This is a genomic window from bacterium (assembly GCA_026708055.1).
GTDB lineage: Bacteria > Actinomycetota > Acidimicrobiia > Acidimicrobiales > CATQHL01 > VXNF01.
Genome location: JAPOVS010000010.1, coordinates 1 through 13885, shown reverse-complemented (window position 1 = coordinate 13885; position 13885 = coordinate 1). Strand labels below are relative to the sequence as shown.

The 13885-nt window shown below is 70.1% G+C and carries 14 protein-coding genes; 7 read left to right on the top strand and 7 right to left on the bottom strand.

The window, feature by feature from the left end; genetic code table 11:
• The 4 genes from OXG55_00535 (at window position 1) to OXG55_00520 (ending at window position 3244) form a co-directional block, all read left to right on the top strand.
• The gene (locus OXG55_00535) at window positions 1-939 is read left to right on the top strand and encodes an ABC transporter permease (GenBank protein ID MCY4101742.1); all 939 of its coding nucleotides are present in this window, start codon (window positions 1-3) and stop codon (window positions 937-939) included.
• 140 nt (window positions 940-1079) lie between these two features.
• Entirely contained in the window at window positions 1080-2471 is a 1392-nt protein-coding gene (locus OXG55_00530; protein MCY4101741.1) for an amidohydrolase, read from the top strand.
• Between the two features lie 123 nt (window positions 2472-2594).
• Window positions 2595-2849: a hypothetical protein gene (locus OXG55_00525; protein ID MCY4101740.1), complete on the top strand. Its 255-nt coding sequence runs from the start codon at window positions 2595-2597 to the stop codon at window positions 2847-2849.
• Window positions 2846-3244, top strand: coding sequence for a type II toxin-antitoxin system VapC family toxin (locus OXG55_00520; protein ID MCY4101739.1), 399 nt, complete (start codon window positions 2846-2848; stop codon window positions 3242-3244). Before OXG55_00525 ends, OXG55_00520 begins: the two co-directional genes overlap by 4 nt.
• On the opposite strand, the gene OXG55_00515 is transcribed toward OXG55_00520, so the two are convergent.
• The 4 genes from OXG55_00515 to OXG55_00500 all read right to left on the bottom strand — a co-directional run bounded on the left by OXG55_00515 (window position 3241) and on the right by OXG55_00500 (window position 7998).
• A complete protein-coding gene (locus OXG55_00515) occupies window positions 3241-5091 on the bottom strand; it encodes a phospho-sugar mutase (protein ID MCY4101738.1) in 1851 nt (616 codons plus the stop codon). The two genes, OXG55_00520 and OXG55_00515, sit on opposite strands and share 4 nt — an antisense overlap.
• A 102-nt stretch (window positions 5092-5193) precedes the next feature.
• On the bottom strand, window positions 5194-6000 hold the full coding sequence (locus OXG55_00510) for a purine-nucleoside phosphorylase (GenBank protein ID MCY4101737.1): 807 nt from the start codon (window positions 5998-6000) through the stop codon (window positions 5194-5196).
• 675 nt (window positions 6001-6675) lie between these two features.
• The gene (locus tag OXG55_00505; GenBank protein ID MCY4101736.1) at window positions 6676-7428 is read right to left on the bottom strand and encodes an SDR family NAD(P)-dependent oxidoreductase; all 753 of its coding nucleotides are present in this window, start codon (window positions 7426-7428) and stop codon (window positions 6676-6678) included.
• Window positions 7429-7536: 108 nt separating this feature from the next.
• Complete coding sequence (locus OXG55_00500; GenBank protein MCY4101735.1) at window positions 7537-7998, bottom strand: VOC family protein; 462 nt, start codon at window positions 7996-7998, stop codon at window positions 7537-7539.
• 171 nt (window positions 7999-8169) lie between these two features.
• Between OXG55_00500 and OXG55_00495 the strand changes: the two genes are divergently transcribed.
• Window positions 8170-8463 carry a type II toxin-antitoxin system prevent-host-death family antitoxin gene (locus tag OXG55_00495; protein MCY4101734.1) on the top strand — a complete coding sequence of 98 codons (294 nt, stop codon included), beginning with the start codon at window positions 8170-8172 and terminating at the stop codon, window positions 8461-8463.
• Between the two features lie 15 nt (window positions 8464-8478).
• On the top strand, window positions 8479-8910 hold the full coding sequence (locus tag OXG55_00490) for a type II toxin-antitoxin system VapC family toxin (protein MCY4101733.1): 432 nt from the start codon (window positions 8479-8481) through the stop codon (window positions 8908-8910).
• A gap of 335 nt (window positions 8911-9245) precedes the next feature.
• On the opposite strand, the gene OXG55_00485 is transcribed toward OXG55_00490, so the two are convergent.
• Window positions 9246-9929, bottom strand: a complete 684-nt coding sequence (locus tag OXG55_00485; GenBank protein MCY4101732.1) for an SDR family NAD(P)-dependent oxidoreductase — start codon at window positions 9927-9929, stop codon at window positions 9246-9248.
• 261 nt (window positions 9930-10190) lie between these two features.
• Here OXG55_00485 and OXG55_00480 point away from each other — a divergent pair, with 261 nt between their 5' ends.
• On the top strand, window positions 10191-10511 hold the full coding sequence (locus OXG55_00480; GenBank protein MCY4101731.1) for a hypothetical protein: 321 nt from the start codon (window positions 10191-10193) through the stop codon (window positions 10509-10511).
• A gap of 165 nt (window positions 10512-10676) precedes the next feature.
• Here the strand turns inward: OXG55_00480 and OXG55_00475 are convergent, their stop codons facing one another.
• On the bottom strand, window positions 10677-11210 hold the full coding sequence (locus OXG55_00475) for a plasmid pRiA4b ORF-3 family protein (protein ID MCY4101730.1): 534 nt from the start codon (window positions 11208-11210) through the stop codon (window positions 10677-10679).
• A 284-nt stretch (window positions 11211-11494) separates the two neighbouring features.
• Entirely contained in the window at window positions 11495-12916 is a 1422-nt protein-coding gene (locus OXG55_00470) for a DUF222 domain-containing protein (GenBank protein MCY4101729.1), read from the bottom strand.
• Window positions 12917-13885 lie beyond the last annotated feature (969 nt).

Genomic DNA, 13885 nt, shown 5'->3' with positions numbered 1-13885 from the left:
GTGGGCAAGCTGGCCGAGATGACGTTCTGGACGGCCACCTTCGCCGGCGGCATGCGCCTGGCGACGCCGCTGATCTTCGCCTCCCTGGGCGAGACGATCGCCCAGCGGGCCGGCGTGCTGAACATCGGCTTGGAGGGCTTCATGATCATCGGGGCCCTCACGTCGCTGTACGTGACGGTCGAGACGGGCATCGCCGTGGGTCTCCTGGCCGGCGCCCTGGCCGGCGCGGCGCTGGCGCTGCTGATGGTCTGGCTGTGCGTGCGCCTGAACGCAAATCAGGTCGTGGTGGGTTTCGGCATCACGATCCTGGGGGTCGGGCTCACCGGCTACATCTTCCGCCTCACCACGCCGCTGGGCGCCGAGCGCCGCCAGGTGAACATCCTTGCCGAGATCCACATCCCCGGGCTCTCCGACATCCCGTTCCTGGGCGAGGCCTTCCTGTCCAACAGCTGGATGACGTGGCTGGCCCTCGGCCTCGTGCCGATCGTGTGGTGGGTGGCCCAGCGGACCGTGTTCGGGCTGGAGGTGCGAGCGGTGGGCGAGGATCCCGACGCGGCCTTCGCCCGGGGCGTCGACGTGATCAGGGTGCGGTCGGTCGCCACGCTCATCTCGGGCCTGCTCGCCGGGCTCGGCGGCGCCGCCATCACCACGGCGCTGGTCGGCGTCTTCGAGCCGGCCATCACCGCCGGGCGGGGGTTCATCGCCCTGATCGTGATCATCATGGTGCGCTGGTCGGCGTGGGGCGTGGCGGTCGGGTCGTTCGCCTTCGGGCTTGCCGACGCCCTGGGCGCCAACCTGCGCAACATCGTGTCCGACAGCGTGCCCACCGAAGCCCTGCAGATGATCCCGTTCTTCGTGGCGCTGATCATCCTGATCATCGGCGCCCGGCGGGCGCGCATGCCGAAGTCGCTGGGCTTCAACTACGTGCCCGACCGGTAGGAGGCTTCCGGGTGACTCCAGACATCCGGCCGTTCGTCAGTCCGGCGCACGCCGGAATCCAGCGCACAGCGACACGAACCGGACCTGCGTTCGAGTCATCGGCGCCGCCGTCATCCCCAGCCCGCACCAAGGAGTAACACATGGCCCTGAACCCCGACGCCGACCGTTCGTTCCTGATCCGCGGAGGCATCGTGCTGCCGATGGAGGGCCGGCGCAGTTACCACGACCCCGGCTCGGTCCTCGTCGTGGACGGTGCCATCGCCGCGGTCGGCAGCGTCGAGGAGGTGGACCGGCATCCGGCCGCCGAGCGTGTGGCGATCATCGACGCCGACCGCCACGCCGTGATCCCCGGTATCCACAACTGCCACCTGCATTCGGGCCTGCTGCGCGGCACCGCCGAGTCGCTGGCGCTGTGGGAGTGGCTGGAGAACCACATCGACCCGGCGCACCGGGCGCTCACGCCCGAGATCGCCGAGGCGGCCTCCTGGATGGCCTACACGGAGGGAGTGCGCGGCGGAACCACCTCGGTGCTGGACATGTGGCGGCACATGGACGGCTCGGCCAGGGCGGCCGAGACGATCGGCATCCGCGCCACGCTCGCCCCCTACACGGCCGACCTGTACGACTACTTCGAGACGCTGGAGACGAACCGGCGGCTGCTGGAGACGCACCGGGTGGCCGCCGGGGGCCGGGTGCGCACCTGGGTGGGCCTGGAGCACATCTTCTACTGCTCCCCCGAGATGTTCCGCGGCGCCGCCGACCTGGCCGCCGAGTTCGACACGGGCATCCACACGCACTCCTCGGAGTCCGTCTGGGAGGTGCAGGAGTGCCTGCGACAGTTCGGCCGGCGCCCCATCGAGGAGTTCTACCAGCGCGGCATCCTGGGGCCCTCCACGGTGATCGCCCACGGCGTGTGGCTCGACGACCGGGAGGTGAAGATCCTGGCCGAGACCGGCACCGCGGTCACCCACTGCCCGTGCTCGAACATGAAGCTCTCCTCCGGGCCGGCCCGGGTGGGCTTCTACCGGGGCCAAGGCGTGACCGTGGCTCTGGGCACCGACGGCGAGAAGGAGAACAACAACCTCGACATGCTCGAGGAGATGAAGTTCGCCTCACTGCTGGCGAAGGTCGCCACGCTCGATCCCACCGTCGGCGATCCGTGGGACATCCTCGACATGGCGACGCGCGCCGGTGCCGAGGCTCTGGGCCTCGGTGATGTCACGGGGACACTCGAGACGGGCAAGGACGCCGACATCGTGCTGGTCGACCTGAGGAGCCTCCACTTCGTGCCGCTGTTGCGCGGCGAGGACTTCAACGTGCCCGCGCACCTGGTGTTCAGCGCCTCGGCGCGGGACGTGAGCGATGTCTGGGTGCAGGGGCGACGGCTGGTCGCCGGAGGCGAGGTCACGACCGTCGATGTGGCGTCTGTGGCCGCCGACGCCCAGGCCGCTGCCGAGGAACTGTTCGCCCGCCGTCGCGCCCTGCAGGGACAGACCGCCAGCCCCGCCACGACCCTCGGCAAGAACGCTTGAGTGCCCGGGGCGGGCCGCAAACCCGCCGGTCAAGGCGCTTCAGCCGGCACCACGCTCGGCAGGAACGCCGTAGCTGGCCGCCGTGTGGATGCATTCTGCTGTTAGTGCCACTATTATGCAGGCATGACTTCGATCACCATTCGCGACGTGCCGCAGGAGACCCGCGATGAGTTGGCCGCACGCGCGGCACGCGGCGGGCGGTCGCTCCAGCAATACCTCCGGGCGGAATTGATCGCCCTCGCCGAGTTACCGGATCAGAACGAGCTCATGGCGCGAATCCAAGAACGCAAGCGGCGCAGCGATTACACGATCGGCACCGACGACATCCTGCGGCATCTGGACGAGGGGCGCAGGGAACGGGAGGACCGTCTTCTGTGACGCTGGTGATCGATGCCTCGGTGGTCGTCGCCGGACTGCTGAGCAGCGACACCGACGGGTCCTGGGCAGAGGCCGTCATGAATTCGGACCGACTCGCAGCCCCGCACCTGATGCCCACCGAAGTGGCCCATGTGTTGAGACGCGAGTCACTGGCCGGACGCCTGCCCGCCTACGAGGCCTCGGTGGCCTACGACCAACTGTTGGGCCTTCGCACTGCGCTCTTCGCTCACGCGTCGGTTGCCCGCCGGGTGTGGGAGCTTCGGCACAACCTCTCGATGTACGACGCCTGCTACGTCGCCTTGGCCGAATTGCTGCAGATTCCGCTTGCGACCCTCGACCACCGATTGGCCCAAGCCGCTGGCCCGCGTTGTGAGATCCTGACCCTGCGTGCCTAGCGGCGGCTCCGGCCCATTCGAGCCGTGGGCTCAGCCGCCTGCCCCCGGCTGATGAGTGCTCTGACCCCCTCGGCGAGCAGGTCACGGCGGCTCTCGGCTCGACGACGGGCCGCGGCGAGGTCGTCGCCGGTCGCCGCCTCCACCGTCTCGATGTAGACCTTCAGTTTCGGTTCGGTGCCGCTGGGGCGAACGATGACCCGGTCGCCGCCTGTCAGCCCGAAGGCCAGCATGTCGGTGGGCGGAAGCGCTCGCGAAGGTCCGGATGTCTGCTCGTTCGATGTCTGCTCGTTCGTCATTGCGGCCGAAGCCGGAATCCACTCGTCCCGCCGCCCGCTTGCCGCCGGCGGCTCCGACGCTGCGGTGACCGATGGCGTCATGTAGTCGATCAGCGATGCCACGAGACGTCCGGCGATCTCTGCGGGCGGCTCCTCTCGGAGGCGAGCGGTGATCTCGGCAGGGCCGGCTGCGGCCTGGGCGGGCGGAAAGCGCACCGTGACCTGTCCGGTGGCGTGCACGCCGTGACGGCGGTGCAGATCGTCGAGGCGCTCGAGCAGCGAGGAGCCCGCGGCCCGAAGTTCGCCGGCCAGCTGCACCGCCAGGGCCGCGGCGCTGATGCCGTCCTTGTCGCGGACCGCGTCGCAGACGGCATAGCCCAGCGCCTCCTCATAGCCGAACAGCAGCCGCTCGGGGCGACCGTCGGCGGCTCGGGCGATCCACTTGAATCCGGTGAGCGTCTCGGCGTGGGCCACCCCCGCGTCGGCGGCCATGGACCCGAGCAGTTGCGAGGAGACGACGCTGGCGGCCAGCAGCACGGGCTCGGGGGAACCGCCGGCGGCGCGGCGGCGCAGCAGGCAGTCAGCCAGCAGCGCTCCCAACTCGTCGCCTGTCAGGCGCCGCCAGCCGTCGCCGGAGGGAACGGCGACGGCCAGGCGGTCGGCGTCGGGGTCGTTGGCGATTATCAGGTCGGCCCCGGTGCGGTCAGCCGTCTCGTAGGCAGCGTCCAGCGCGCCGGGTTCCTCGGGGTTCGGGAACGTGAGCGTGGGGAACGACCCGTCGGGTTCGGCCTGCGAGCCGACGACCGCCGGGGCCGGCAGACCCAGACGCTCGAACAGCGCCCCGAGCAGCGCCGCCCCCACCCCGTGCAGCGGCGTGTAGACGACTCGCAGCGGCGAGCCGGGCTGCGATGACATCGCCAGGCGCCCGGCGATGTCCGCCAGGTACCGTTCGATCGCCTCGGGGCCGATCTCGGTGATCGCCCCGCCGCCCGAGGGAGCCGGGGCGTCCCGGGGCGGCAGCGGGGCGGCCGCCATGTGCGCCTCCACGGCGGCGTCGGCGGGCGGCACGATCTGCGCGCCACCGGCGTCGTAGAGCTTGTAGCCGTTGTCCTCCGGGGGGTTGTGGCTGGCGGTGATGACGATGGCGGCGTCGGCTCCGCGGTCCACGACGGCGTGTGCCGCCACCGGTGTGGGCGCCTGGCCCAGGAACAGCGCCTCACCCCCGGCCGCCGCCACGAACGCCGCCACGTCGGCGGCAAAGACGTCGGAGTTCCGCCGCGCATCGTGCCCGATCACCACGCGGGCGCCGGCCGGCAGGGTGGCCATGACCGCGGCGGTGGCCGAACGGACCGTCACGCGGTTCATCCGGGCCCGACCCGTGCCCAGCGGTGCCCGCAGCCCCGCGGTGCCGAACCGCAGCCGCTCGCCGAATAGTCGGCGCAGATCCTCCGTCGCTCCGGCATCGTTGCCGGCTGACGCCAGCAGGGTCTCCGACTCGGCGCGGGTCCCCGGATCGGGATCGGCCGCCAACCAGGCCTCGGCCGCGGCCCGCAATCCGGAATCGTCGCTCATGGGCACGTCGCGGGATCGGAGCCCCGCGACGACCGCTCGCGGTGCCTCCGGGGGCTTGGGCGAGTCCCGTGGCCCACCGCCTGCACCCGTCGTGACCCCGCCTCAGAGACGGTCGATCACGCCGCGCAGCAGCCGGCCCACCGCCACACCCGAGGCCGCCCCGGCGTCGAGCACCTCCTGGTGGCTGGGGCCCTCGTCGGTCATCCCGGCGGCCAGGTTGGTGACCAGCGACACACCGAGCACCTCCAAGCCGCAGTGGCGCGCCGCGATGGCCTCCAGCACGGTGGACATGCCGACCAGGTCGGCGCCCATGTCGCGCAGCATCCGGATCTCCGCCGGGGTCTCGAAGTGTGGGCCGCGCAGGCCCGCGTACACCCCCTCCGGCACCGCAGGGCTGGTCTCGGCGGCGAGCGCCCGCAGGCGCGGCGAGTAGGTGTCCACCAGATTCACGAAACGATCGGTTCCCCACTCGGTTCCCTCCACCGGTGACGCCCCGGTGAGGTTGATGTGGTCGGAGATCAGCACCGGACCGCCCACCCGGTAGTGGGGCTGCAAACCGCCGGCGGCGTTGGTCAACACCGCCACCCCGCACCCCGCTGCAGCAGCCGTGCGCACGCCGTGGGTCACGGCCGCGGCGGTGTTCCCCTCGTAGAGATGCACGCGACCCCGGTACACCAGCAGCCGCCGGTCACCGGCGGAGACCGCACCGACGGTGCCGCCATGGCCCTCCACGCGGGACGCCGGGAAGCCCGCCAGTTCGGTCACCGAGATCTGCGTCCCGAGTTCGCCGAGTTCGGCGACGGCGTCGTCCCAGCCGGTGCCCAGTACGACTGTGGCGTCGAAGCCGCCTCCCAGGCGGTCGGCGATCTGTGCAGCCGCCTCGGCGGCCAGTTGCCGCGCGTTCGTCATGTCGGCCCTCCGTCGAGTCCGGCGGTCGCTGCGGCGTCAAGTCTCGCACGGGCCGGGGGACGGCCCCACGCCCAACGCGGTCGAGAAAAATGAACCGGCCCCGGAGGGGGAGTCCGGGGCCGGGGGCTGGGAGGGGAGATCGGTTACGGGTTGGGTGGGCCGGGCACCGCCGACAGTAACCGGCCCTGTTCTCTGGTTGCGGCTTCAGGCAGCCTGCGGGCGCTGCCGGCGGCTGCCCGACCGGCTCCAGTCCCAGGTCGAGACCTGGCGGGCATGCCGGGGACGGGGCGCCCCTGCCACAGGACGGGGAGTCGGGGCGAGCGCCGGGCACGGCAGGTCCGCCGGATCGATGTCATCCAGAGCCGGCGAAGCCCAACGGATCGGGCTGCACGTGCAGTGCGGCGCATGCTGCGTCGCTCCCGTTCGGGGGGTCTGCTCTTGGGATTCCTTCCTCATACCCGTACAGACGGTTATGCACCCGAATCGGTTGACACGATCTCGCCTCGAGCTGGACAAAATGCGGCCCTTGTGCACAAACATATGTATGCATACGATGGCGGCGTGGCAATTCTCGGTGTGTACCAACCCAGCTTGCTCGGCGGTGGCGATCCGGCGATCGACGGCGCCCGGACCTGAGACCGCCGTCCGGCGGTGCCGGGTTTCCCCCCAGCCGGCTCAGTCGATGTAGTAGCCGCCGTTGACGTCCATCACCTCGGCGGTGATGAACGAGGCGGCAGAGCTGCCCAGGAACAGGGCGGCGTAGGCCACGTCGCTGGGGGTCCCCATCCGCCCGACCAGTACCAGCGCGGCGTACTGGTCCATGTTGGGCCGCTCGGTCATGCGGCTGTGGACCATCGACGGCGCCAGGGCGTTGACGGTGATGCCCTCCTTGGCGACCTCCGGCGCCACCGCCTTCGCCAGGGTGTGCACCGCTCCCTTGGAGGCGGCGTAGGCCGTGACTCCCGAGAGGCTGCCCATCTTCCCGGAGTTGGACCCGACGTTGATGATGCGCCCGTAGCGGGCCTCCCGCATGGCCGGCAGCACCCGGCGGATGCACAGGAACGCCCCCGTCGAGTTGACGTCGAAGACCCGCCGCCAGTCATCCAGGGTGGTGTTGGGCACTCCGGCGGGGCCGAGGATCCCCGCGTTGTTGACGAGGATCGACGGCGCCCCGAACGTGGCCTCCACCTGGCTGATCGCCGCGTCCACCGCAGCCTCATCGGCCACGTCGCAGTCGAGCGCCAGCATCCCCGGGTCGTCCGGCCTCTCCTCGCCCTCCCAGTCCATGTCCAGCAACGCCACCTGGGCGCCCTGCTCCCGCATCGCCTCGGCGATGGCCCGACCGATGTTCCGCGCCGCGCCGGTCACCACCGCCACCCGCCCCTCATAACCCGGCAGCTTGATCCCCTCGAACGTCCAAGCACCCATCGTCTCCCCTTCCGGCGGCTCGCAACCCCGCCACCGTCACCCGGTCCGGGTGAGTGCGTCCACTGTAGTGGTGGGCCGCGCCGAGGCCCTTGCCGGCGACGGCGGCGGTCAGGACTGGTAGCGAGCGGCGGGCGTCCCCGGCGGGTTGAACCGGCCCGGCACTGCGTCGGGATTGGCCACGAGCACCTCGCACTCCATCCGGTCCGGGTCACGGAAGAAGACGCTGAGCTTCGGCCCGAAGTCGGTGACGAACCCGTCGGTGGCGCCCGCGGCCATCAGGCGGCGGCGGATCTCGTCGAACGCCTCGATGCTCGGCGCTCGCAGGCCGAGATGGTCGAGCCTGCCGCGTCCGAACATCGGCGTCTGGTGATCGGCCTGCGTGTTCCCTTCGATCTCGAAGACGTTCAACTCGGTGCCGGCACCGATGCGGAGGATGACCATGCGGGGACCACCGGGCATCTCCGGCCCGTCTCGCTCGACGATCGCACCGAACACCTCGACGTAGAAGCGCTGCAGCCGATCGGCGTCATTGGTGATGACGGCAACATGGTCGAGCCCGTCGGTAAGCACGCCCCCGACGCTAGACCAGAGCAACCGCCGCGCCGGGCCGGCTCTCTCAGGTCGACCCAGGCTCTCCACCCGTTTCGGCCCGTACTCCGCGCTGTCGCGCCGGGCGCGCACGGTCGCTGGGAGCGACCGAACGTCAATTTGTGGTCAGAGAAATACGCCTATACTTGGGACATGACCGACTCGACCACGACCTCGGTGGCGCGCACGGTGCCCGCCGGCGAGTTCAAGACAACGTGCTTGCGCCTCATGGACGAGGTCCAAGAGACCGGAAGGGAGATCATCGTGACCAAGCACCGGCGACCGGTCGTGCGGGTCAGCCCGTTCCGACCGGAGCGGCCCAAGCTGGTGGGATCCTGCGTGGGTCAACTGCGCATCCTCGCCGACATCGACAGTGAGCCGGCCATTCCGGCCGACGACTGGGACATGCTCGCCGATCACGGGACCATCGACAGACCCGACATCTGATCCACCCGCCCGCCCGTGAGCATCCTGCTGGACACCAACGTCCTGTTACGGCTCACCGCCGACGCCGGAGAGATCGGCGCACTCTTCAAGGAGGAGGTGGAATCCGCTCTCCCGGAAGGCGGCGTCGCCGTCTCCACGGTGACGTTCGTGGAAACCACTCGCCTGCATCATCATGGGCGGATCGACCTGGGATGCCACCCCGCCGTTTGGCGCCGCGAGCGGCTGCAATCGGGCCTCCGGGAAATCCCCGTCAGCGGCGACATCGCCGTCGAGTCGGTCCTGCTGATGAGCACCGGATTCCACAACGACCCCGCCGACCAGCTGATCGTCGCCACGGCCATGCTGGAGGGAATGCGCCTCGCCACGACGGACCGCTGGATCATCGACTGGGCACAGCGCACGCGGCTTGTCCCGCTTGCGGAACCATGGGCCGACAGCGAGAGTTGACGTCGCGGGGACGCCGGGGAATTAGCAGCGTGCCCGAGTAGTTCCGACCTTGACATCCGGCACGTCGTAGCGAGTACCCGGTCAAGGCCACAGACGGTCGCTGAGGCACCCACAGGCGGCGGAGGACTCAGCGGAGCCAGCACGTTGACGGCACATCCGACTTGGACGCGATAACGCGACATGTGTGTCAACGAAGGCCGGGGCAGCTGCCCCGGCAACTCAGATCAGCCTGGGATGTCCACTTACCAGACATCCTCGCTCAACGAAGGCCGGCTCGGCCGAGCCGCCAACTCCGTTTCCCTTTTCCGACGCCGGGCGCGCGCCATCGCCGGCCTTCAATGGAGGGCGGCGTAGGCCACGTCGCTGGGGGTTCCCATCCGCCCGACCAGTACCAGCGCGGCGTACTGGTCCATGTTGGGCCGCTCGGTCATGCGGCTGTGGACCATCGACGGCGCCAGGGCGTTGACGGTGATGCCCTCCTTGGCGACCTCCGGCGCCACCGCCTTCGCCAGGGTGTGCACCGCTCCCTTGGAGGCGGCGTAGGCCGTGACTCCCGAGAGGCTGCCCATCTTCCCGGAGTTGGACCCGACGTTGATGATGCGCCCGTAGCGGGCCTCCCGCATGGCCGGCAGCACCCGGCGGATGCACAGGAACGCCCCCGTCGAGTTGACGTCGAAGACCCGCCGCCAGTCATCCAGGGTGGTGTTGGGCACTCCGGCGGGGCCGAGGATCCCCGCGTTGTTGACGAGGATCGACGGCGCCCCGAACGTGGCCTCCACCTGGCTGATCGCCGCGTCCACCGCAGCCTCATCGGCCACGTCGCAGTCGAGCGCCAGCATCCCCGGGTCGTCCGGCCTCTCCTCGCCCTCCCAGTCCATGTCCAGCAACGCCACCTGGGCGCCCTGCTCCCGCATCGCCTCGGCGATGGCCCGACCGATGTTCCGCGCCGCGCCGGTCACCACCGCCACCCGCCCCTCATAACCCGGCAGCTTGATCCCCTCGAACGTCCAAGCACCCATCGTCTCCCCTTCCGATGACCGCAGCAGCCGACCGCCGGGGCGCATCCCCGAGACCGGCGGCGGAGAGTCACTGTACTGAGCGGGTTGCCGCTGCGCCTCGGTGGACGACCGTCTACTTGACCGACTGAAAGTATTTGAGTATCGTGAATAGTTGCACATTCGATTGGCTGCATGGACTTCGGTCACCGGCCGGTGTTGCCCAGACGGGCGGCGCGCAGCGATCCGCTGCCGACTCACCGGCTCCGATCCGAAAGGCCCCACATGGAACCCGCAATCCTCGGCGTTCTTGCCCTAGTCCTGACCGTCATGCTCTACCTCGACCGCTCACGCCGCAACGACATCCGGGACCTCCGCCAGGAGATGAACGCCAGCTTCGCCGAACTCCGCCGGGAATCAGCCAAGCTGCGCGAGGAGATGAACACCGGCTTCGCCGAACTCCGCAAGGAGATCCGCCAAGAGATCCGCTCCTCGGCCGAACGGACCGACTCACGAATCGATCAACTCACCGCCACCGTGATCAACCTCGCCGAGAGCCTCGGCCAGATGAAGGGACGCACCGAGACCCTCGTCGCCACCGAGTAGCCAGCGCCGCATCGTAGCCAGCGCCGCATCGGGCCAGCGGCGGCGGATCTCGTGGAAGACGGGCCGCCGGATCGTCGCCTGGGCGCAGCGAACCCGGCTCGTCCCCCTCGCGGAGACACAGGCCGACAACGAGGGTTGCCGTCTCGAGGCCGCCGGGGGAGGCGCCTATCCGCGACGCCGTTCGGGTGGGCGGAAGTAGCTGGGGTCGTAGCTCTCGCCGAGAGTCTCGATTGCTTCGTCGTGGCGGGGATGGTCGGCATCGTCGACAGCGTCGATGAGATCGGCGTAACCCCAGGCGCCACCGCAGTCTTCGGGCGGGCAGGCACCGCTGCCGTCGATGCAGCGCGGCAGAGTCGCCCCGGAACCGGCCGGCGCAATGGATTGCACGGCGATCTCGTGGCTCCAGGAGTCACCCATGTCGTATTCCCAGTCCATCGTCATCCGGCTGCGCGGCAGCACATCGCCGACCCGGTACCGGGCCTCGTCCTCATAGTCGGACCAGTCGTCGTTGCCGGCCGGCCAGTATGCGGTGCCGTCAGCGGTGAAGACGTGGAGATGGTAGCCCTCCCACCCCATTGCCCTCACCAACGCGCCCGACAGGTCACCGAGCGTCATATCCGAGGGAACCTCCAGCAGCCGCCACACCGGCGGGCTTACGTCGCGCAAAGTGACCTTCAGCGTGTGGATTGTCGCAGGCATCGGCAACTCGTCCTCTCCGGACACAACACCCAGGGTCTCGCAGGTCCGTCGCCCTCACCCGGCCGGACCCGCAACCCTCGGCACACCGGGCGATCTGGGCACGGCTCGCAGCGAACCCGCCGCCCCAGCGGAGACCCTCACCCATCTCGCCCCGGCCGCTGGCGAGCGACGCGAGTCGGCGTCACCAGACCTCACTGCGGATGGAGCCGCGATTGGCGCGGAACCGCTGCTGCGAGCCTTGTCGACCTCACCCGACATCTCCCACGAACTAGCGGCTCGGGACGCTAGAAGAGCGTCGCCGGCACCCCTGGGCTCGGCGGGGCTCCGCGCCGGCCGGTTCCTCGACGAGAGGCGCGGCGGGGGTTGTGCGGGTGTGGGTGTGGGGTGTCCGGGCTGTCGGTTCCGGTGGTCGGGGTGGGTTGGGGTCGGTGTCCGTCGCGCGGCGGCGGGTGTGAGGTGTCGGGGGTCGCTGTGTGGTGGTGTCGGCGCCGGTCGTGCGGCGGCGGGCGCGTGGGCGGGTCGGCGCTGGGTGTGTCGGCGGGGTGCGCGAGGGTGAGTCGCCCGTCGGGGCGGCGGGCGACTTCTTCGCCGTGTCGGTGGACCCGTATCTGGTGGCAGCGCCAGCAGAGCAGGCAGGTGTTCTCCAGGGTGGTCTGGCCGCCGTGTTGCCAGTGGCGGATGTGGTGGACCTGGCAGATGTTGTGGTGGGCGCCGCAGCCGATGCAGCCGCCGTCGCGGGCGACGAGTTGCTTGCGCAGCCAGGGGGGGATCTTGCGCTGGGAACGCCCCAGCGCGGCGTCGCCGGTGTGCTTGTTGAAGATGCCCGGCAGGATCTTGGCGTCACAGCCCAGCCCCAGGGCCTCGGCCTCGGTGAGCCGTGTGCCGTCGGCGAGGCGGGCGTCGGCGATCTCGTCGCGCACTTGGTCGTAGTCGGCGAGCACGATCAGCTCGACCCCTGCGGGCGCGCCGGCGGGATCGCTGTTGCACACCAACTCTGCGAGCGCGTCGGCGAGGCGCTGGGGGGCGGTGGGGCGGTCCCGGGAGTCCTCGCGGCGGAACAGTTGGTCGGCTTTGGCGAGCAGGGCGTTGCGGACCTGGTTGCCGGTGAGCGGGTCGAACTGGGCGAAGAGGTGGAACATGCCGTCGGGCTGCTCGCTGATCGAGGCGCGCCGCCGGCGCCGCTGGCCCTCGCGGCGGCGCTGGAGTTCCTGCTCGCTGGTGCGCTCGTTGACGTGTTCCTTCAGGGTGCGGCGGAACAGGTCGTCGGGCTCGGACTCGGCGGCTTCGAGCAGGGCGCCGTGGTCCACCGGCGTCTCGCCGGCCGCGTCCAGGATCAGCCCGGCCGCCTCGGGGGTGATCGCCCCCTCCGCCAGCTTCTCGGCGACGCTGGGCGCCCACTCCAGCTGCGCGGCGGTCTTGACGGCCTTGCGGGCGCCGGCCCGGGAACGCTTCTGAGTCCGCCGCAAAGTCTCCTCCGCGGCCGCGTCGCCCTCGCGGCGGGAGATCTCAGCGACCATGTCGGCCTCCAAGGCGGCCAGAGAGGCCCGCGCCCGGCCCATGAAGGTCAACCGCTCGTGCAGCACCTCCAAGTCCACCTTGTGCAGCAGCGGCGGCGAACCCAGCCACTCGCCCAGAGCAGCCCACTCGCGGACCCGCGCACCGCCAGCCCCCTCCGGTGCGCTGCGTGGTGTCTGCTCGCAACCCATCTGGCCGTCGCCCCCTCTCGCCGTGTCCCCCGGGCCCGCCTCGCCGCCGGGCGGACCCCTTGATCGCTTGTCCCCATACTATAGTCCGGGTGAGACAGGCTAGCAACGTTTGTATGTACAGTTTTCGTCTTATATGGAAACGGGTCTGCGCGGTCGGCGGGACCCGGCGGGCCGGCACCTGCCAACTCCCAGGCCAGCGGCTCTTGCGGCACCGTCGAGCCGGTCGGGACGAACCGCTCGCCTGAGTGTGACCAATGTCACATCCAGTGCTGCGCCCGCCGCCGACTGGATCCCGGCCCTCGCCGGGACGGCGGGCCGACAAGCCCAGACCACAGGCAGACCACCAGACCGAGACGACAGGGCAACCCGTGGGAACGACCGGCGGGCAGCCAACCCGGATGGCAATGCCACCCCCTGGAACCCCAGAGACTGACTGACAGGCCCGAATCCCGGATGTCCACTTACGAGACATCGTCGCTCAATGAAGTGTCAACTCGCGCCCATCGACGACAGGTGACGATCTCCCCGGTTGTCGCAGCTCAGCTAGAGGATCGCAGGGTCACGGACCCTCCTGGCTAGATCACCATCGACCTGTGAGGGTGGCGGTCCGGCAGAGTAACCAGACATCAGGCTGACCGTCTGATTCCGGGTACCGCACGCCAGGCGAGTGCGTGGTGTGCCCGTTCGCACCGAATTATCGGCCCCGACACAGATCGCGTCATCAAAGCTCCCCCTTCAATGGAGGGCGGCGTGCGCACGCCGCCGAATCCCGCTCGGCGGGGTCGGCTCGATCGGGTAGGTCGCACTTCAATGGAGGGCGGCGTGCGCACGCCGCCGAATAAGTTGTACCCCGGGGGCGCCTCGCCGCGGGGGAAACTTCAATGGAGGGCGGCGTGCGCACGCCGCCGAATCTCGCGCGCTCTGATGTTCTTCGGGCGCCAGCTCGTACTTCAATGGAGGGCGGCGTGC